Raw genomic sequence first — 18,166 nt, forward strand, 5'->3', positions numbered from 1 at the left:
TGCGGGGAGGGTCACTTGAGGGGCACGCGGAGGATTCTGTCCTTGCCGTATCCGAGATCGCTGGTGCCGACCCAGAGTTCGTCCGCGCCGGGCACCTTGGCGATGGCCCGCAGGCGGCCGAACCGGCCTGGGTAGAGGTCGATCGGCTGACCGGTGAACTCGCTGTCCCCTTCGATCGGGATGCGCCACAGCCGCTTGCCGCGCAGCGAGGTCACGTAGAGGACGTTGTCCACGATGGCGATCTGGGCGGGCACGCCCCACTCCGGGTGGAAGACGACCCTAGGGGTGGTCATGCCCTGGACGTCGCAGGCGCCCTCACAGACGGGAAAGCCGTAGTTGGCGCCCGGCTTGATCAGGTTGACCTCGTCCCAGGTCTGGTCGCCGACCTCCGCCTCCCACAGGCGGCCGTTGCGGTCCCAGGCCAGGCCCTCCGGGTTGCGGTGGCCGTAGCTGTAGACGCGGGTGCCGAACGGGTTGCCGGGGGCCGCGGCGCCGGTCCTGGTGATGCGGAGGATCTTTCCGTTGAGCGACTTCTTGTCCTGCGCGAGCTTCGCCTGGTAGGCGTCGCCGGTGGAGACGTAGAGGTATCCGTCGGGGCCGAAGGCGATCTGGCCGCCGTTGTGGTTCCCGACCCGCTTGATTCCGCCGAGTACCACCTTGTAGTTGGTGAGCGACTGGCCGTCGTAGTCCATCCTGACGACCTGAGTCCGGGTCCTCGTGGTGTGCACGAAGAACACCTGCTTGTCCGTCGTGCCGTTCCAGGTCGGTGACGGAGCGACCCCCAGCAGTCCTCCGGGGCCGTCGTCGTAGGGCTCGGGGACCGTGTTCGGCACCTCGCCGATCAGCTTCTTCGTTCCGTCGCGGTCGAGGCGGTAGACCTGGAAGGTGAGCCGTTCGGTCACCAGCGCCGAGCGTCCGTCCGGCATGAACTTGATCTCCCAGGGCGTCTGCCATCCCGTGGAGAGCGTGGTGACGTCGCTCGGGGCACCGCCGTCCGAGGTGGCAGCCGGCATCGCGGCGGCGGTGGCCGGCGCAGCGGCCGCAGGCGCCGACTGCGGCAGGCCGGCCGCCAGCAGCGCGGCCGCGGCGGCGAGCGATCCCAGAACGAAGCGGGATGGACGCCGCACTGAGCGGCCTGGGTCTGTCATCTCGACGCCCTTCGTCGTTCCTCGAGTCAACCGTCGTGACGCGGCGTGTCCACACGCTCGCGAAAGGCAGCGTATTTCGCGGAGATCGCTACGCCTCGCATTGAAGCCGTGACGATTAGCTATCTATCTGCCATTCGGACGAATCGCCCGGTCGGGGCCCCGGAGGCGGCCCATGCCCACCCCGGGCGGCCCGAGTGCCGGTGTCCGGCGGGCTGTGGGCACGCCGGCGCGCCTGCGGGACGGGGCGGCCTGCACAAGAGGGAACCATCGCGCAGCCGCTGCGAGCAAGTGGCCTACAGTGCAAGGGACTTGACGATGAGCAGGCCGGGCGAAGGCGCCTTCCACGGTGCCGTGTGTCCGGCCGTGGAAGGAGCGCAATGCCTCCCCTTCGCCCAACTCGCCGTGTCCTTCTGGCCGGTGGCCTCGGAGCAGTGGCCGCCGTCGCCGCATCTCCGGCCGCTGTCGCCGCACCCGTGCGGACGCAGCCCGCTTCACCGACGGCCGGTTCCATTCCCCTCCACCTCTCCGGGCCGAGCGGGCCCGCGGCGGTGGGTGCGGTGGAGTTACACCTGGTCGACCCGTCCAGAACCGATCCGTGGTCGGAGGCGGGCCAGCCGCGCGAGCTGATGGTGACGGTGGCCTACCCGGCGGCGAACGTGCACGGCCGCACGATGCTGCCGTGGCTGCCGCAGGGCGCCGAGCGCGCACTCAAAGCCCGTTACGGGGGTGCGCTGGACGCCTTCGTACTTCCGCAGACGCACACCGCGGACTCCGCGCCGGCCCGGTGCGGCCGCCGCCCCGTGCTCCTCTGCTCGCCGGGTTACGCCGAGGACCGCACGTTCAACACCCTGGTCGTCGAGGAGCTCGTCTCGTGGGGCTACACCGTGGTCACGGTCGACCACCCCCACGACTCGGGAGAGGTGGAGTTCCCCGACGGCCGTGTCGTGCTCTCCTGGCCCGACGGCGACGACGACGCGAGGCGCACTGCGGTCGCGGTGCGCGCCGCGGACCTGCGTTTCGTGCTGGACTGCCTGGCCGTGCTGAACCGGGGCGGCAACCCCGACGCTCGGCGGCGCCCCATCCCGCACGGCCTGCGCGGCAGCCTCGACCTCGCACGCACAGGGGCCTTCGGCCACTCGCGGGGCGGGGCGGCGGCAGCAGCCGTCATGAACCTGGACGGCCGGGTGCGGGCCGGCATCGACCTTGACGGCACCTTGCTCGGGCCGGTGGTCCAGCGCGGCCTCGACCGGCCGTTCCTGCTGATGGACACGGCGGTCCACGACGGCCTGAACCGGGACGCGTCCTGGGCCGCGTTCTGGCCGAAACTGCGCGGCTGGCGGCGCTGTCTGCGGCTCGTCGACGCCGAACATCTCTCCTTCACCGACCTCGTGGCGCTCGCCCCGCAGCTCGGGGGAGCGCTGCCCCTGCCGGTCGGCACGATCCCCGCCGACGCGGCGGTCGCGGGCGTGCGAGCCACGGTGCGGGCCTTCTTCGACGTCCACCTGCGCGGACGCCCCGACACCTCGCACGTACTGGCGGGCGCTTCACCGCGCCACCCGGAAATCCGCTACGTCGCCGGTTAGAGCGTGTCACTGCACATGCCCGGCGTCGCCGAGCAGCCGTACCAGGTCGATCCGTGAGCGGATGCCCAACCGGCTGAACACGCCCCGCAGATGGTGGTCGATCGTGCGGGGGCTGAGAGCGAGGCGGGCGGCGATCTCGCGGTTGGTGGCACCGTCGGCGGCCATGCGGGCGATCAGCAGCTGCTGGGCCGTCAGGCAGGTGGTGGGGTCGTCGGTGCGGCCGCGCGCGGGCGTGGCGGGAGCGCCCAGCGCGCGGAGTTCGGCGCGGGCCTGCGTCGCGCAGTGCGGGGCACCGAAGTACTCGAACGCCTCCAGGGCGCTGTATAGCCGGTCGCGGGCCTCCGTACGGCGGCGCAGCCGGCGCAGTGCACTGCCGAACAGCAGCTCCGTGCGGGCGCGTTCGAAGTCGCGGTCGCCCCCCGCGTGCAGGTCGAGCGCCGTGCGGTAGTGCTCGACGGCCTCGGCGCCCGGGGCCAGCAGGGCGCGGCAGCGGGCGCTGAGGGCCAGGTCGTCGGTGCTGCGCACGGCACTCGCCCAGCGGTGGTAGTCGGCGTGGGCGGCCCGGGCGACGCGGGTGTCGCCGGTGCGGACCGCGGCCTCGACGTAGTGCGGGGTGGCCAGGTGGCGGATGGCGCGGTGGCCGTGGCCCGGGCCGAAGCCGGCGAGGGCGCGCAGCCGGGCCGCGGCGCCGGCGAAGCGGCCGTCGGCGAGATCGAGGAAGGCGAGCGCCCACTGTGCGAGCGCGGCGGGCAGGCCGAGGCCCCGGGCGAGGGCATACGTCCGTGCGGTCGCGGCGCGTTCGCGGCAGGTGTCCGCGTCGCCGGTCACCGCCGCGAACATGGCGAGGGCTGCCTGCAGATGGCAGGCACCGTTGTCCTGCCCGGTGGCGTACGCCTGCCGCAGGGCGTCCGTGGCGGTGGCCGCGCCGGCCTGCGGGCGCCCGGTCCAGAAGTCGGCGTAGGCACGGAACTCCAGCGCCTGTGCCGCGGTGGCGGCCGCACCCCGCGCCCGGGCCGAGGCAGCCGCGCGGACGGTGGCGGTGGCGGCGCGGGTGTGGTCGCCGAGCATCAGCGCGGCGATGCCGGCGTGCACGAGCAGAGTGGGGTCGCCTCCGGGACCGCACCGCCCGGCCGCCGCCTCCAGCAGGTCCCGTGCGTCTTCGTACCGCCCCTCAAAGGCAGCAACGAGGCCGCCCAACGTGCCGGGCGCCCCGATCCCCAGCCGCCCGGCCACCACGGCGGCCTCCCGGCAGCGGCGCAGGTCGCCGGTGTAGATGGCGGCTTCGGTGGCGTGGGCGAGGAGGCGGGAGGTGGCGGGGGCCAAAACGGCTCGGGCAGGGGCGGCGGGCGCAGCGCGGCCGCGCACTGCTCCCGCGCTGCCCGGCGCCGCACCGTTCCCGCTTCCCTGGCCGCCCTCCAAGCCGCCCCCCTGGGAAACCGCCGTCAGCAACGCATCGAAAGCCTCCGTCGCGTCGCCCGCCCGGAGTGCGAACAGGCCCGTCAGTCCGTCGTCGGGCGTCGCAGTGGCCGCGAGTCGGCGGGCGCGGTCCGCGTCGCCCGAGTGCCAGGCGGCCGTGGCGGCGCGGGCGCGGAGGCGGGACTGTTCGGACGGGGTGGGGCAGAGGGTGGCCGCGCGTTCCAACAGGGCTCGGGTCAGGGTGAGTTGGCCCGCGGCACGGGCCTGCTCCGCCGCGGCGCGCAGCTCCGCCGCCAGGCGGCCGCTCGGGCCGAGGGCGCCCGCTCCCCGATGCCAGGAGCGGCGGGGCGTCTCGCCGGCGCCGTGCAGGACGCGGGCCAGCAGGCGGTGGACGTCGCGGCGGTCCGCCGGGGAGCCGGTCTCGTACGCCGCGATCCTCGTCCAGGCGTCCCGGAAGACGACGCCGCCCGCTCCCGCCTGCGCGATCCCGGCCGCCTCGGCGGCTTCCAGCGGGCGGGTGTCGAGGCGGACGGCGGCGACGGCCCGCAGGAAGGCATGGGTGGCGACCGGGTACTGGTCCGCGGCCGCGAGCAGCAGGAGCAGACGGGTGTCGTCCGGGAGGGCCCGGATCTCCGCGCGGTGCGAACGCAGCAGGTCGGGGGCGAGTTCGGACGACTGTGTCGGAAGCGGGTCGAGGCCGGCCGACTGGCGGTCGGTCAGCAGCGGTACGAGTTCGGCGGCGGCGCGCGGATCGCCGTACACGGCGTGCAGGACCCGTACGCGGACGCCCTCGGGAAGCTCGGACGCCGTGCGTCGCGGTGGCGAAGTGCGGTCAAGAGGAGGGGGGTTCACCGGAGTCACCACTCAACTGACGTTACTGGCGAGTTAATTGAACCGTAAAGACCGGCGATTTCGCCGATGCGTCGCGCGTAGACCCGAGTCGACACTCCTGGCGACCCCACCCGTGTCAGGAGGCACCATGCAGCGCCACAAGCGTCGTATCGCCACGGCATTCTCGGCCCTGGTCGCATCGCTCCTTCTGTCCCTCTCCCTGTCCGCCGCCCCCGCTCGGGCGGCGACCCACAACCCGATCGTGTTCGTGCACGGCCTGAGCAGCGACTCGAGCAGCTGGAACGACTGGATCGCGGACTTCGAGGCGGACGGCTACTCGTCCTCCGAGCTGTACGCGTGGTCGTACGACTGGTCGCAGTCGAACGCCACCACGGCGCAGCAGCTGGCCACCGAGATCAAGAACGTGCTGGCGAAGACCGGTGCGTCCAAGGTCGACATCGTCGCTCACTCGATGGGTGTGCTCAGCTCCCGTTACTACCTGAAGAACCTCGGCGGAACGTCGTACGTCGACGACTTCGTCTCGGTCGCCGGCGTGAACCACGGCACGTCCGTCGCCTCGTGGTGCGCGTGGCTGTACACGTCCTGCAAGGAGATGCAGATCGGCAGTTCGTACCTGACCGCCCTCAACTCCGGCGACGAGACACCGGGCGCCGTGTCCTATGCGAGCTACTGGTCGGACTGTGACGACGCGGTCGTCCCGAACAGCTCGGCGCTCCTGGACGGCGCGGCCAATGTCGACGCCGGCTGTATCTCGCACACCGACATGAACAACGACCACGGCGTGTACGAGCAGGTGCGGGACTTCGTCGCGTGAGCCGGGCCTGAACCGGCGGAAGGGTGCGCGGGGCCCGTACGGGGGACAATCACGGTAGGCCCGTCCTGCCGAGGAGGTCCTCATGCCGCTCCGGTCCCCCGGCGCCGCCAAGGTGGCGCGGGATCCCGTGCACCATCCGCTGTTCGCCCGCTACTACGCACGGATCAGCGTGGCCGCCGAGACCCGGATGGGAATGGGCGGCGTCCGCGACCGGCTCCTGTCCGGACTGTCGGGGCGGGTGATCGAGATCGGCGCGGGCAACGGACTGAACTTCGCGCACTATCCGAGCACCGTCGCGGAGGTCGTGGCGATCGAACCGGAGCGCAGGCTGCGGCAGTTGGCCCTGGACGCCGCCGTCCACTCCGAGGTGCCCGTCGATGTCGCGCCGGGTGCCGCGGAGGCACTGCCCGTCAAGAGCGAGGCCTTCGACGCGGCGGTGATCTCGCTGGTGCTGTGCAGTGTGCGGGACGTGCCGCGGGCGCTCGCGGAGGTACGGCGGGTGCTGCGGCCGGGCGGCGTCGTACGGTTCTTCGAGCACGGCCGGGGCGGCGGACCGGCGATGACCTTCACCCAGCGTGCCCTGGACCGCACGCTGTGGCCGCCGCTCAACGGCGGCTGCCATCTGGCCCGCGACCCGATCGCCGCGCTGCGCGACGCCGGGTTCGAACTCGGCCCCTACCGGCGGATGCTGCTGCCGGAGAGGGGGCCGACACTGCCAACCTCGTACTGCGTGCTGGGCACCGCGTGGCGGCCGGAGGCCGAGGAACCGGCCGCCTGATCACATGGTCCAGCTGCGCAGCTCCGCCGCGATGTCGTACACCGTGGCGTTGCCCCTCTTGACCAGGCGGGCCAGGTCGCGGACCTGTACCGGCGAGGTGGTGACCCTGAGGCCGCTGGCGATCAGGTACGCGTACGCGACGGCCGAGGCGAAGAGGGCGTTCGAGCGCTCCAACGCGGGGACGTGGATGAGGAGTTGGAGCAGGGCCGCCGCGCGTGCGTGCGGGTCGTCGTAGACGGCGACGTCGAAAATCTCGGCGTCGTGGCGCGCGACGGCCGCGACGAGGGCGCCCCAGTCGGTGACCTGGGGATCCCCGGGCGTCTTCTGTTCGGCGAGCATGAGAAGCCAGGCGAGGTCGATGCTGAGGTTGCTCAAGGGATCAGTGGCGACCTTCGCCTCGCCCGGCCTCGCGGCCCTCGCCGTCGGTGCCGAACTCCTCGGCGAAGACGGACTCGTACTGCTTCATGAAGTCGGCGGCGGCCTCGACGAACGTCTGGCCGACCTCCCCGGTGTCCTGTTTCACGAGTTCCTCGATGTAGCGGTTGACGCTCATGCCCCGGGCCAGGGCCCGCTCGCGGGCGGCGCGGGCCGTGCCCTCGTCCACTCTCACGTTCAGCTGGGTCTTCGCCATACCTCGAAGCTAGCGCCGAAGTGCTAGCACGGCAAGAGGGCGTCGGGAAGGGTGGAGATTGCCCCTTACACCGGTATCAGGGACACGACCTGCGGTGGAGACCACCTCGGCCCCACGGGGGATACCGGGTGTGGGCTCGCTCACATTACCTTTGCCACCATGAGTGGCGAGCCACCGAGGAGGAAGCGTTGTCCGCACCTGCTGTGCAGCAAGCCGCCCGCGCCCGCGGTCTGACCAAGGCGTACGGCTCGGGCGAGACGACCGTGCTCGCCCTGGACTCGGTGGACGTGGACATCGCGCGCGGCCGCTTCACCGCGGTCATGGGGCCGTCGGGCTCCGGGAAGTCCACGCTGATGCACTGCCTGGCGGGGCTCGATTCGGTGTCGGCCGGCCAGGTGTGGCTCGGCGACACCGAGATCACCGGGCTCAAGGACCGCGAGCTGACCCGGCTGCGCCGGGACCGGATCGGGTTCATGTTCCAGTCGTTCAACCTCATTCCGACGCTGAACGCGGCCGAGAACATCACCCTGCCCATGGACATCGCGGGCAAGAAGCCCGACGAGAAGTGGCTGGACCAGGTCATCGACACGCTGGGGCTGCGCGACCGGCTCAAGCACCGGCCGGCTGAGCTGTCCGGCGGCCAGCAGCAGCGCGTGGCGTGCGCCCGGGCGCTGGCCTCCCGGCCGGAGCTGATCTTCGCGGACGAGCCGACCGGCAACCTCGACTCGCGGGCCGGACTCGAGGTGCTCGCCTTCCTGCGCGAGGCCGTCGACAGCCTCGACCAGACCGTCGTCATGGTCACCCACGACCCGGGCGCCGCCGCCCACTCCGACCTGGTGCTCTTCCTCGGGGACGGACGCATCGTCGACGAGATGGAGCACCCGACGGCGGAGGCCGTACTGGAGCGAATGAAACGCTTCGATGTGATGCGCAGCCAGTTCGAGGACAACGGTCCCACCGGCGACGTAACCCTCGACAAGGACTGAAGCCGTGCTGAAGGCAACGCTCCGCAGTTTTCTCGCCCACAAGGGGCGGCTGCTGCTCTCCGCTCTGGCGATCGTGCTGTCCGTGGCGTTCGTCGCGGGCAGCCTGATCTTCTCCGACACCGTCACCCGCACCTTCGACCGGCTCTTCCACTCCACGTCCGCCGATGTGACCGTGGAACCGAAGCAGGACCTCAAGTCCCAGGTGCCGACGGGGGCCGCCGACACCGTGCCCGCCTCGCTCGCGACCCGCGTGGCGAAGGTCGACGGGGTCGCCTCGACACACGCGGACGTCAGCGTCCAGAACATCACGGTCGTCGACAGCAGGAACAAGTCGGTCGGGCCCACCACCGGCGCGCCCACCATCGCCACGGACTGGTACCTGACCGCCCGCAGCCCCGTGAAGCTGACCTCCGGACACGCCCCGCAGACCGGCGGCGAGGCACTCCTGGACGCCGACACGGCTGACAAGAAGCACGTGAAGATCGGCGACACGCTGACCGTGCTCGCGCAGCCGGGCACCTTCAAGGTGCGCATCGTCGGCATCGCCACCTTCACCACCACCAACCCGGGCGCGGCCCTGGTCTTCCTCGACCCGAAGACCGCCGCGGCCCAGCTGCTCGGCTCGGCGGACAAGGCCACGAGCATCTCGGTGGACGCGGCGAAGGGCACGAGCGACGCCCTGCTCAAGACCCGGGTGGCCGCCGCGGTCGGCACCGGCAGCTACGACGTCAAGACCGCCGACGAGCAGGCGAAGTCGGCCGCCTCGGACCTCGGCGGGTTCCTCGACGTCATCAAGTACGTGATGCTCGGCTTCGCCGGGATCGCCGTCCTGGTCGGCGTCTTCCTGATCGTCAACACGTTCTCCATGCTGATCGCCCAGCGCACCCGGGAGCTGGGCCTGCTCAGGGCCCTCGGCGCCGACCGGCGGCAGGTGCGGCGCTCCGTGCTCACCGAGGCGATCCTGCTCGGCCTGGTCGGCTCGACGCTGGGCCTGGCGGCGGGCATCGGGCTCGCGGCCGGGCTGATCAAGCTGATGAGCGTGTTCGGGATGAACCTCAAGACCACGGAGATGGTGGTCGGTTGGGGAACTCCCGTGGTGGCGTACGTCGTCGGCGTCGGCGTCACCTTCGTGGCGGCCTACCTGCCGGCCCGGCGCGCGGCGGGCGTCTCGCCGATGGCCGCGCTCGCGGACGCCGAGATCGCCGGCGTGGGGCGGCCGTTGAGGACGCGCGCGATCGTGGGTTCGGTGGTCGGCGTGCTCGGCGCTGCGGCACTCGTCGGCTGTGCCACCGCGACGAAGACGGCCTCCTCTGCCTCGCTGCTCGGGCTCGGTGTCGTACTGACCCTCATCGCCACCGTGATCGCGGGCCCGCTGCTGGTCCGCCCGGTGATCCGCGTCCTGGGCGGCGCCTTCCCGGCCCTGTTCGGCTCGGTCGGCCGCATGAGCCAGCGCAACGCCCTGCGCAACCCCCGCCGTACGGGCGCCACCGCGGCCGCCCTCATGGTGGGCCTCGCCCTGGTCGGCGGCATGTCCGTGGCCAGCGCCTCCATGTCGAAGTCCTTCGACCAGCAGATCGACAAGACGCTGGGCGCCGACTTCATCGTCCAGAACACCAACTTCGTGCCCTTCAACCAGGAAGTCACCGACAAGGTGCGCGGCACGCAGGGCGTCGGCCTCGTCGTACGGCAGCGGTTCGCACCGGTGGCCGTACGCCTCCCGGACGGCAAGCGCATCGAGACCACCGCCGCGGGCTACGACGACGGAGTCGACCACGTCGCACACGTGACGTACACGGCCGGAAACACGGCGGCGGCGCTGGCGGGCGGCAGCATCGGCATGGACGTCAAGTTCGCGAAGAAGCACGACGTCAGGATCGGCAGCACCATCCCCGTCGAGTTCCCGGCCGGCCGGAAGACCGAGCTGAAGGTCGGCGCCCTCACCGACCAGGACCAGGCCGAGGGCTTCGGCATGCAGGGCGGGCTGTTCTTCGGGATCGCGACGGTCGAGAAGTACGTGCCCGGCGGGCAGGACTCCGCGCTGTACGTCAACAAGGCCTCCGGCACGAGCGCCGATCAGCTGCGCAAGAACCTGGAGCAGTCGCTCAAGCCGTACCCGCAGGTCCAGGCCCGCGACCAGGCCGACTACAAGAAGCTGGTGCACGACCAGATCGCCGTACTGCTCTACCTCGTGTACGCGCTGCTCGGGCTGGCGATCATCATCGCGGTGCTCGGCGTCGTCAACACCCTCGCCCTGTCCGTGGTGGAGCGGACCCGGGAGATCGGGCTGCTGCGCGCCATCGGGCTCGCCCGGCGGCAGCTGCGCCGGATGATCCGGCTGGAGTCCGTGGTGATCGCGGTGTTCGGCGCGGTCCTCGGGCTCGCGCTCGGCCTGGTGTGGGGCGTGTGCACCCAGCAGGTGCTGGCGCTGCAGGGCATGAAGGCGCTCGCGATCCCGTGGACCACGATCGTCGCGGTGGTGATCGGCTCCGCGGTGGTGGGCATCGTGGCGGCGCTGCTGCCCGCGTTGCGTGCATCCCGCATGAATGTGCTGGCGGCCATCGCGCACGAGTGATGGAATCGCGGTACAGACTCAAGTCGCTTGCTGCCGAGGAGAGTTCATGCCGCATCCGTTCCGTTTCGGCGTCAGCCTGCTCAACCCCGCGCCCGCCGAGGAGTGGCACGCCAAGTGCCGCCGGGCCGAGGAGCTCGGCTACGACGTGATCCATGTCCCCGACCACCTCGGCATGGTCGCGCCGTTCCCGGCGCTGGTCGCCGCGGCCGCGGTCACCGAACGGCCGCGGCTGGGCACCCTCGTGCTCAACGCCGGCTTCTGGAATCCGACGCTGCTCGCCCGCGAGGTGGCCACGACGGACGCCCTGACCGGTGGCCGCCTCGAACTCGGGCTGGGCACCGGCTACGTAGGGGCGGAACTCGAAGCGGCCGGGCTGCCGTTCGGCTCTGCGCGGGAGCGCGTGGACCATCTGCAGCGCACGGTCGAGGAGTTGGCCCACACGTCACGAGTGCCGCTGATGATCGGCGGCAACGGCGATCGCGTGCTGCGCCTGGCCGCCGAGCACGCCGACATCGCGGCGTTCGGAGGCGCCTACGCCGACCCGCAGAGCACAACGGGCCGGCTCATCCCGGTCACCGCGGAGCAGCTCGACGAACGGGTGGCCCGGTACCGGAAGTTCGCCGCGAACCGCGAGGAACCCGCGGAGCTTAACCTGCTCCTGCAGATGGTCGTCGTCACCGAGGACCGCGCAGCCGTCGTCCAGCCCCTCCTCGACAGGGTGCCGGAGGTGACCCTGGAACAGGCCCTGGCGCTGCCCGTCCTCCTGATCGGCACCCTCGACCGGATCGTCGCCCAGGTGCTGGCCCAGCGCGAGCGGTACGGTTTCTCGTATCTGACGGTCCTGGAGCCGTACATGGAGGCGTTCGCGCCGGTCGTCGCGGAGCTGGGCGGCCACTGACCTTCCGTGTGACCGCCCGTCCGGATGCTGGAATTACGCCTTCGGGACCGCCGTAGGTGATGGGATCGCCGCATGACCGATCTGCGTATACGGGCCGCGACGGCCGCCGACCTCGACACCGTCCTCGCCTTCTGGAAGGTGGCCGCCGAGGGAACCAGCATCAGCGACGACCGGGACGGCGTGGAGCGGCTGGTCGTCCGCGACCCCGAGGCACTGGTCCTGGCCGAACAGGACGGCGAACTCGTCGGCACTGTCATCGCGGGCTTCGACGGCTGGCGCTGCCATCTGTACCGGCTGGCGGTGCACCCGGACCGCCGCCGCCAGGGCATCGGCACGGCGCTGCTGGCCGCGGCCGAGGAACGGTTCGTACGGCTCGGGGGGCGGCGCGGGGACGCGATGGTGCTGGTGCGCAACGAGACCGGGCAGCATGCCTGGCGGGCGGCCGGGTACACGCCCGAGGAGCACTGGCGGCGCTGGGTGAAGCACCTCACCCCCTGACCACCTTTGCCGATCCTTTACCATTGGGGTGCCGTATCCGGATCCGATCCGGTCCTCCAATGAAAGGTGTGAGCGTCCGCCCATGGGCGAGCCTCCCAGTAGTGCGCGCAGTACACGACATCGCGCGTTCCTCCCGTCCCTGGCCGACGATGGGACGGAGGTGACCCGATGACCGAAGTGCTCCTCCTGCTGGTGGCGATCCTGCTGTCGCTCGCCTGTGGCGCCTTCGTCGCGGCCGAGTTCTCGCTGACCACGGTCGAGCGGGCCGCACTCGAGCGGGCCGTGGAGCGCGGCGAGCGGGGTGCGGCGGGTGCCCTCAAGGCCGTACGGAGTCTGACGTTCCAGCTCTCCGGCGCACAGCTCGGCATCACCGTGACGAACCTGGTCGTCGGCATGCTCTCCGAACCGTCGATCGCCAGGCTGATCGCGGGCCCGCTGGAGGCACTGGGCATCTCGTCCTCGGCGGCGAGCTCGCTGGCCCTGGTGCTCGGTACGGCCCTGTCGACCGTCTTCCTGATGGTCGTCGGCGAGCTGGTGCCCAAGAACTGGGCGATCTCCTCGCCGCTGGCCGTGGCCAAGCGGGTGGGCAACGCGCAGCGCCTGTTCAGTGCGGCCTTCCGCCCGTTCATCAGCCATCTCAACAACACGGCGAACCGCGTGGTGCGCCGCTTCGGCCTGGAGCCCACCGAGGAGCTGGCCTCGGCGCGCGGCCCCAAGGAGCTGGCCGCGCTGGCCCGGCACTCGGCCAAGGAGGGTGCCCTGGAGGCGGACACCGCCGAGCTGTTCGTACGGACACTCAGCCTCGCCGGCCTGACCGCGGAGAACGTGATGACGCCCCGCGTCCAGGTCATCGCCCTCGAGGTCCAGGCGACCTGCGAGGACGTGGCGAACGCGACCCGGGCGACCGGGCTGTCCCGGTTCCCGGTCTACCGCGGCAACCTCGACTCCGTCGTGGGCACCGCGCACATCAAGGACGTCCTGGCGATACCTGCCGACCGCCGCACTCACACCCGCGTCTCCGAACTGATGCGGGAGCCGCTCCTCGTCCCCGAGACCCTGACCGTCGACCGGCTGCTCGACCGGCTGTCCGGCAAGCGCACCATGGCCGTCGTCATCGACGAGTACGGCGGCACCGCGGGCGTGGCCACGCTGGAGGACATCGTCGAGGAGGTCGTCGGCGAGGTACGGGACGAGCACGACCCGCACGAGACACCCGACCTGGCCCCGGCGGGCAGCGACGACGCGGGCCGCGCCCTGTACTCGGCCGACGGCTCGGCGCGGGTGGACCAGCTCGCACGCGTCGGACTCAGGGCGCCCGAGGGTCCGTACGAGACGCTGGCCGGCCTCGTCGCGACGGAGCTCGGCCACATCCCGGCCGTGGGCGACTTCGTCGAGGTCGCCGGCTGGCGGCTCGACGTGGTGGACGCCTCGGGGCGCAGGGCCGCGCGGGTACTGATGCACGCGCCGTTCGAGGACGAGACGGACGAGACGACGGACCGGGAGGGCACGAAGTGACCGCGGTACAGCTGCTGATCGGCCTTGCGACCCTCGTCGTCAACGCCTTCTTCGTCGGCGCCGAGTTCGCGCTGATCTCCGTACGGCGTTCGCAGATCGAGCCGCACGCAGACGAGGGCGACCGGCGGGCGAAGAGCGTGCTGTGGGGCCTGCAGCACGTGTCCGCGCTGATGGCGGCCGCACAGCTCGGCATCACGCTGTGCACGCTGGTCCTGGGTGTGGTCGCGGAACCGGCCATCGCCCATCTGCTGGAGCCCGTGTTCCACGCCCTGGGCGTGCCGAAGGGCGCGGGGCACGCGGTGTCCTTCGTGATCGCACTGACCCTGGCGACCTATCTGCACATGCTGCTCGGCGAGATGGTGCCGAAGAACATCGCGCTGGCGGAGCCGGTGCGCAGCGCGCTGCTGCTCGGGCCGCCGCTGGTCACGTTGGCGCGGGCGCTGCGCCCGGTGATCTTCGCGATCAACGCCTTCGCGAACACCCTGCTGAAGCTGCTGCGGGTGGAGACCAAGGACGAGGTCGCGGCCACCTTCTCGGACGCCGAGCTCGCCCGGATCGTGCGGGACTCGGGCGAGGCGGGACTGATCGACGACCGCGCGCTGGAGCGGCTGCACGACGCACTGGAACTGGGCCGCCGCCCGGTCCGCGACGTGGTGCTCCCGCTGGAAGGCGTCGTCTACGCGCGCGTGGGCGTCACCCCGGAGGAGCTGGAGCGGCTGTCCGCCCAGTCGGGCTTCTCCCGCTTCCCGGTGGTCGACGAGGGCCGCCGCATCGTCGGCTATCTGCACGTCAAGGACGCGCTGGACGCCTCTCCGCGGGATGTGCCGTTCCGGGTGCGGGACATGCGGCCCATCGCGCGCGTACGGGAGGGCACACCGCTGGACGACGTGCTCACGGCGATGCGCGGCAGCCGTACGCACCTGGCGGCCGTGCTCGGCGGCGACGGCCGGCTGGCCGGGCTGGTGACCATGGAGGACGTGCTGCAGGAGCTGTTCGGGCAGCGGGCATGAGCCGTCCGGCGGGAGAGCCGGGCCGACCGACCGACGGGTATGGGACCGGGTTACCATCTCTTCCGCCATGCAGAAGAACCCCATACACACCAGCCTGGTCGCGGTCGGCGACTCCTTCACCGAGGGCATGTCGGACCTGCTGCCGGACGGCTCCTACCGGGGCTGGGCGGATCTCCTCGCCGGGCGGATGGCCGCGGTCAGCCCCGGGTTCCGGTACGCCAACCTCGCGGTGCGCGGCAAGCTGATCGGGCAGATCGTCGACGAGCAGGTCGACGTGGCGGCGGCCATGCGGCCCGACGTGATCACGCTGGTGGGCGGCCTCAACGACACCCTGCGGCCCAAGTGCGACATGGGGCGGGTACGAGCGCTGCTCACCGAGGCCGTCGAACGGCTCGCCCCGGCCTGCAAGCAGCTGGTGCTGATGCGCAGCCCCGGCCGCCAGGGTCCGGTCCTGGAGCGCTTCCGGCCGCGCATGGAGGAGCTGTTCACCGTCGTCGACGAGCTGGCCGCACAGCACGGCGCGGCGGTCGTCGACCTGTACGGCGCCCCGTCCCTTGCCGACCCGCGCCTGTGGGACGTGGACCGCCTGCACCTGACGGCCGAGGGCCACCGCAGGGTCGCCGAGGCCGTCTGGCAGACGCTCGGCTACGACCCCGAGGACACCGAGTGGCACACGCCGATGGCGGCGACGCCCCCTCCGGGGTGGGCCGCGCGACGGGTGGCGGACGCCCGCTTCGCCCGGCAGCACCTGCTGCCATGGATCGGCCGACGCCTGACGGGCCGCTCTTCGGGCGACGGCCTGCCGCCCAAGCGCCCCGAGCTCCTGCCGTACGAGGGGGGCCTTTTCTAGCCCGTCCGGCGTTTGAGGACGAGGCCCCTTCAGGGCCGAAGCGGGGGTCTGGGGGCGGCAGCCCCCAGGTACGGGAAGGGTAGGGGCGGCGGGGGCGAGACCTTTCCGGCCCCGGCGTGACGCAGCTCTCGTAGGTTCCACCGAACGCACCCGCGGCGCTGGCCTGCACGAATCGCCAGTAGAATCCGTCTACGTGACTTCCGCTCCCGCCAAGCCCCGCATCCCGAACGTCCTCGCCGGACGCTACGCCTCCGCCGAGCTCGCCACGCTCTGGTCGCCCGAGCAGAAGGTGAAGCTGGAGCGGCAGCTCTGGCTCGCCGTCCTGCGGGCCCAGAAAGACCTCGGGATCGAGGTGCCGGACGCGGCGATCGCCGACTACGAGCGTGTCCTCGACACCGTCGACCTGGCCTCCATCGCCGAGCGCGAGAAGGTCACGCGGCACGACGTGAAGGCGCGGATCGAGGAGTTCAACGACCTCGCCGGGCACGAGCACGTGCACAAGGGCATGACCTCGCGCGACCTCACCGAGAACGTCGAGCAGCTGCAGATCCGGCTCTCGCTGGAGCTGATGCGCGACCGTACGGTGGCGGTCCTGGCGCGCCTGGGCAAGCTGGCGGGCGAGTACGGCGAGCTGGTCATGGCCGGCCGCTCCCACAACGTGGCGGCGCAGGCCACCACCCTCGGCAAGCGCTTCGCGACCGCCGCCGACGAGCTGCTCGTCGCGTACGGCCGGGTCGAGGAGCTCCTTGCCCGTTACCCGCTGCGCGGCATCAAGGGCCCGGTCGGTACGGCGCAGGACATGCTGGACCTGCTGGGCGGTGACGCGGGCAAGCTGGCCGACCTGGAGAACCGGATCGCCCGGCACCTCGGCTTCTCGCAGGCCTTCACCTCCGTCGGCCAGGTCTACCCGCGCTCCCTCGACTACGAGGTCGTGACCGCTCTGGTGCAGCTGGCGGCGGCCCCCTCCTCGCTGGCCAAGACGATCCGGCTGATGGCCGGACACGAGCTGGTGACCGAGGGCTTCAAGCCGGGCCAGGTCGGCTCCTCTGCGATGCCGCACAAGATGAACACCCGCTCCTGCGAGCGCGTGAACGGCCTGATGGTCATCCTGCGCGGCTACGCGTCGATGACCGGCGAGCTGGCCGGCGACCAGTGGAACGAGGGCGATGTGTCCTGCTCGGTGGTGCGCCGGGTCGCGCTGCCGGACGCGTTCTTCGCGCTGGACGGTCTGCTGGAGACGTTCCTGACCGTGCTCGACGAGTTCGGTGCGTTCCCGGCCGTCGTGGCCCGTGAGCTGGACCGCTACCTGCCGTTCCTGGCCACGACCAAGGTGCTGATGGGCGCGGTGCGCGCGGGCGTCGGCCGCGAGCTGGCGCACGAGGCCATCAAGGAGAACGCGGTCGCCTCCGCCCTCGCGATGCGGGAGCAGGGCGCCGAGCGCAACGAGCTGCTCGACAAGCTCGCCGCCGACGGGCGCATCCCGCTCGACCGCGCCCAGCTGGACGCGCTGATGGCCGACAAGCTGTCCTTCACGGGCGCCGCCGCCGACCAGGTCACCGCGGTCGTCGGCCGCATCGAGGAGATCGTCAAGCAGCACCCGGAGGCCGCGGGCTACACGCCGGGGGCGATCCTCTGACCCGCTTCACCCAGGCGGAACTTGAGGCCGCCCGCGACCGCCTCGTCCCGGACGTGGTCGCGGACGGCCTTTCTGTTCTCTTTTGCGGCATTAATCCTGGCCTTATGACGGCGGCTACGGGCCATCACTTCGCCCGCCCCGGCAACCGCTTCTGGCCGGTGCTGCACCGGTCGGGCTTCACGCCCAGGCTCATGAATCCGTCGGAGCAGGGCGAGTTGCTGTCGTACGGGCTCGGCATCACCAATGTCGTGGCCAGAGCGACCGCGCGCGCCGACGAGCTCAGCGCGGAGGAGTACCGAGAGGGCGGGCGGCTGCTGGCACTGAAGGTGGCACGGCTGCGGCCGCGGTGGCTGGCGGTGGTGGGGGTTACCGCGTACCGGGCGGCGTTCGACGACCGCAGGGCCCAAGTGGGGCCGCAGGAGCGGACGTTCGGGGAGACGCGGGTGTGGGTGCTGCCGAATCCGAGCGGGTTGAATGCGCACTGGACGCTGGAGACGATGGCGGAGGAGTTCGCGCGGTTGAGGGCGGCGGAGGGCTCCTGAAGGTCAGACGGGGTCTATGTCCGAGGCTACGGCGAGCAGGTGGGCCTCATCGGTTTCGTCCCGGTCCGCGATGCCGAGGGCGATCCAGCGTTCGGTGCCGGGCGGCTGCCACAGGTTCAGCTGCTCCATGAGGTTGCTCGTCGCCAGCCAGGGTTCCGGTATGTCCTCGCCGCGGTCGAAGCGCACGCGGAGCGTGGGCATCCCCCATGGGTCGTGCTGCTCGCCCCAACGGGCGTTCAGCACCTGGGAGATCCACTCTCCGAGCACATGCAAGTCGTCCACGTCCACTAACCGCACTATGCGGTAACCGGGTCCCGCCAGGAACAGATCCGACCCGCTGTACTCCGCGGAGAGATCCGCGGTGCACAGCGCATCGATCGTGGCGAGGTGCTTGTCGCTGTCCATGTGATCCAGTATTGCGGCCGCCACTGACAATT

17 protein-coding genes are annotated in these 18,166 nt (G+C 71.5%); 12 read left to right on the forward strand and 5 right to left on the reverse strand.

Annotated elements, in window-relative coordinates; genetic code table 11:
• Positions 1 to 11: 11 nt before the first annotated feature.
• A complete protein-coding gene (locus tag ACFY10_RS41225) occupies positions 12 to 1,148 on the reverse strand; it encodes a PQQ-dependent sugar dehydrogenase (RefSeq protein WP_390670441.1) in 1,137 nt (378 codons plus the stop codon).
• Positions 1,149 to 1,705: 557 nt separating this feature from the next.
• Here ACFY10_RS41225 and ACFY10_RS41230 point away from each other — a divergent pair.
• Positions 1,706 to 2,731 carry an alpha/beta hydrolase family protein gene (locus ACFY10_RS41230; RefSeq protein ID WP_390670442.1) on the forward strand — a complete coding sequence of 342 codons (1,026 nt, stop codon included), beginning with the start codon at positions 1,706 to 1,708 and terminating at the stop codon, positions 2,729 to 2,731.
• 6 nt (positions 2,732 to 2,737) lie between these two features.
• Here the strand turns inward: ACFY10_RS41230 and ACFY10_RS41235 are convergent, their stop codons facing one another.
• Positions 2,738 to 5,008, reverse strand: a complete 2,271-nt coding sequence (locus ACFY10_RS41235; protein WP_390670499.1) for a LuxR C-terminal-related transcriptional regulator — start codon at positions 5,006 to 5,008, stop codon at positions 2,738 to 2,740.
• Positions 5,009 to 5,126: 118 nt separating this feature from the next.
• Between ACFY10_RS41235 and ACFY10_RS41240 the strand changes: the two genes are divergently transcribed.
• Together ACFY10_RS41240 and ACFY10_RS41245 are read left to right on the forward strand one after the other, a co-directional pair.
• On the forward strand, positions 5,127 to 5,813 hold the full coding sequence (locus ACFY10_RS41240) for an esterase/lipase family protein (protein WP_390670443.1): 687 nt from the start codon (positions 5,127 to 5,129) through the stop codon (positions 5,811 to 5,813).
• Between the two features lie 82 nt (positions 5,814 to 5,895).
• Positions 5,896 to 6,591 carry a class I SAM-dependent methyltransferase gene (locus ACFY10_RS41245; protein ID WP_390670444.1) on the forward strand — a complete coding sequence of 232 codons (696 nt, stop codon included), beginning with the start codon at positions 5,896 to 5,898 and terminating at the stop codon, positions 6,589 to 6,591.
• Here the strand turns inward: ACFY10_RS41245 and ACFY10_RS41250 are convergent, their stop codons facing one another.
• Together ACFY10_RS41250 and ACFY10_RS41255 are read right to left on the reverse strand one after the other, a co-directional pair.
• Positions 6,592 to 6,966, reverse strand: a complete 375-nt coding sequence (locus ACFY10_RS41250) for a fic family toxin-antitoxin system, toxin component (protein WP_390670445.1) — start codon at positions 6,964 to 6,966, stop codon at positions 6,592 to 6,594.
• A gap of 4 nt (positions 6,967 to 6,970) precedes the next feature.
• Positions 6,971 to 7,222 (reverse strand): antitoxin, encoded by a 252-nt coding sequence (locus ACFY10_RS41255; protein ID WP_390670446.1) that lies wholly within the window; start codon positions 7,220 to 7,222, stop codon positions 6,971 to 6,973.
• A 188-nt stretch (positions 7,223 to 7,410) separates the two neighbouring features.
• On the opposite strand from ACFY10_RS41255, the gene ACFY10_RS41260 reads away from it, so the two are divergent.
• The 9 genes from ACFY10_RS41260 to mug all read left to right on the forward strand — a co-directional run bounded on the left by ACFY10_RS41260 (position 7,411) and on the right by mug (position 17,729).
• Positions 7,411 to 8,208, forward strand: coding sequence for an ABC transporter ATP-binding protein (locus tag ACFY10_RS41260; RefSeq protein ID WP_390670447.1), 798 nt, complete (start codon positions 7,411 to 7,413; stop codon positions 8,206 to 8,208).
• 4 nt (positions 8,209 to 8,212) lie between these two features.
• Complete coding sequence (locus ACFY10_RS41265; RefSeq protein ID WP_390670448.1) at positions 8,213 to 10,780, forward strand: ABC transporter permease; 2,568 nt, start codon at positions 8,213 to 8,215, stop codon at positions 10,778 to 10,780.
• A gap of 46 nt (positions 10,781 to 10,826) precedes the next feature.
• The gene (locus ACFY10_RS41270) at positions 10,827 to 11,678 is read left to right on the forward strand and encodes an LLM class F420-dependent oxidoreductase (protein ID WP_390670449.1); all 852 of its coding nucleotides are present in this window, start codon (positions 10,827 to 10,829) and stop codon (positions 11,676 to 11,678) included.
• Positions 11,679 to 11,750: 72 nt separating this feature from the next.
• On the forward strand, positions 11,751 to 12,176 hold the full coding sequence (locus tag ACFY10_RS41275) for a GNAT family N-acetyltransferase (protein ID WP_390670450.1): 426 nt from the start codon (positions 11,751 to 11,753) through the stop codon (positions 12,174 to 12,176).
• Between the two features lie 168 nt (positions 12,177 to 12,344).
• Positions 12,345 to 13,691, forward strand: coding sequence for a hemolysin family protein (locus tag ACFY10_RS41280; RefSeq protein ID WP_390670451.1), 1,347 nt, complete (start codon positions 12,345 to 12,347; stop codon positions 13,689 to 13,691).
• On the forward strand, positions 13,688 to 14,701 hold the full coding sequence (locus tag ACFY10_RS41285) for a hemolysin family protein (RefSeq protein WP_390670452.1): 1,014 nt from the start codon (positions 13,688 to 13,690) through the stop codon (positions 14,699 to 14,701). Before ACFY10_RS41280 ends, ACFY10_RS41285 begins: the two co-directional genes overlap by 4 nt.
• A gap of 67 nt (positions 14,702 to 14,768) precedes the next feature.
• The gene (locus ACFY10_RS41290) at positions 14,769 to 15,551 is read left to right on the forward strand and encodes an SGNH/GDSL hydrolase family protein (protein WP_390670453.1); all 783 of its coding nucleotides are present in this window, start codon (positions 14,769 to 14,771) and stop codon (positions 15,549 to 15,551) included.
• Between the two features lie 193 nt (positions 15,552 to 15,744).
• Positions 15,745 to 17,187 carry an adenylosuccinate lyase gene (purB, locus tag ACFY10_RS41295; RefSeq protein ID WP_390670454.1) on the forward strand — a complete coding sequence of 481 codons (1,443 nt, stop codon included), beginning with the start codon at positions 15,745 to 15,747 and terminating at the stop codon, positions 17,185 to 17,187.
• The gene (gene mug, locus ACFY10_RS41300) at positions 17,184 to 17,729 is read left to right on the forward strand and encodes a G/U mismatch-specific DNA glycosylase (protein ID WP_390670500.1); all 546 of its coding nucleotides are present in this window, start codon (positions 17,184 to 17,186) and stop codon (positions 17,727 to 17,729) included. Before purB ends, mug begins: the two co-directional genes overlap by 4 nt.
• A 3-nt stretch (positions 17,730 to 17,732) precedes the next feature.
• Here the strand turns inward: mug and ACFY10_RS41305 are convergent, their stop codons facing one another.
• Positions 17,733 to 18,134 (reverse strand): hypothetical protein, encoded by a 402-nt coding sequence (locus ACFY10_RS41305; RefSeq protein ID WP_390670455.1) that lies wholly within the window; start codon positions 18,132 to 18,134, stop codon positions 17,733 to 17,735.
• Positions 18,135 to 18,166: the final 32 nt, after the last annotated feature.

This window comes from Streptomyces sp. NPDC001401 (assembly GCF_042895385.1).
In the GTDB taxonomy this organism is placed as follows: Bacteria; Actinomycetota; Actinomycetes; order Streptomycetales; family Streptomycetaceae; genus Streptomyces.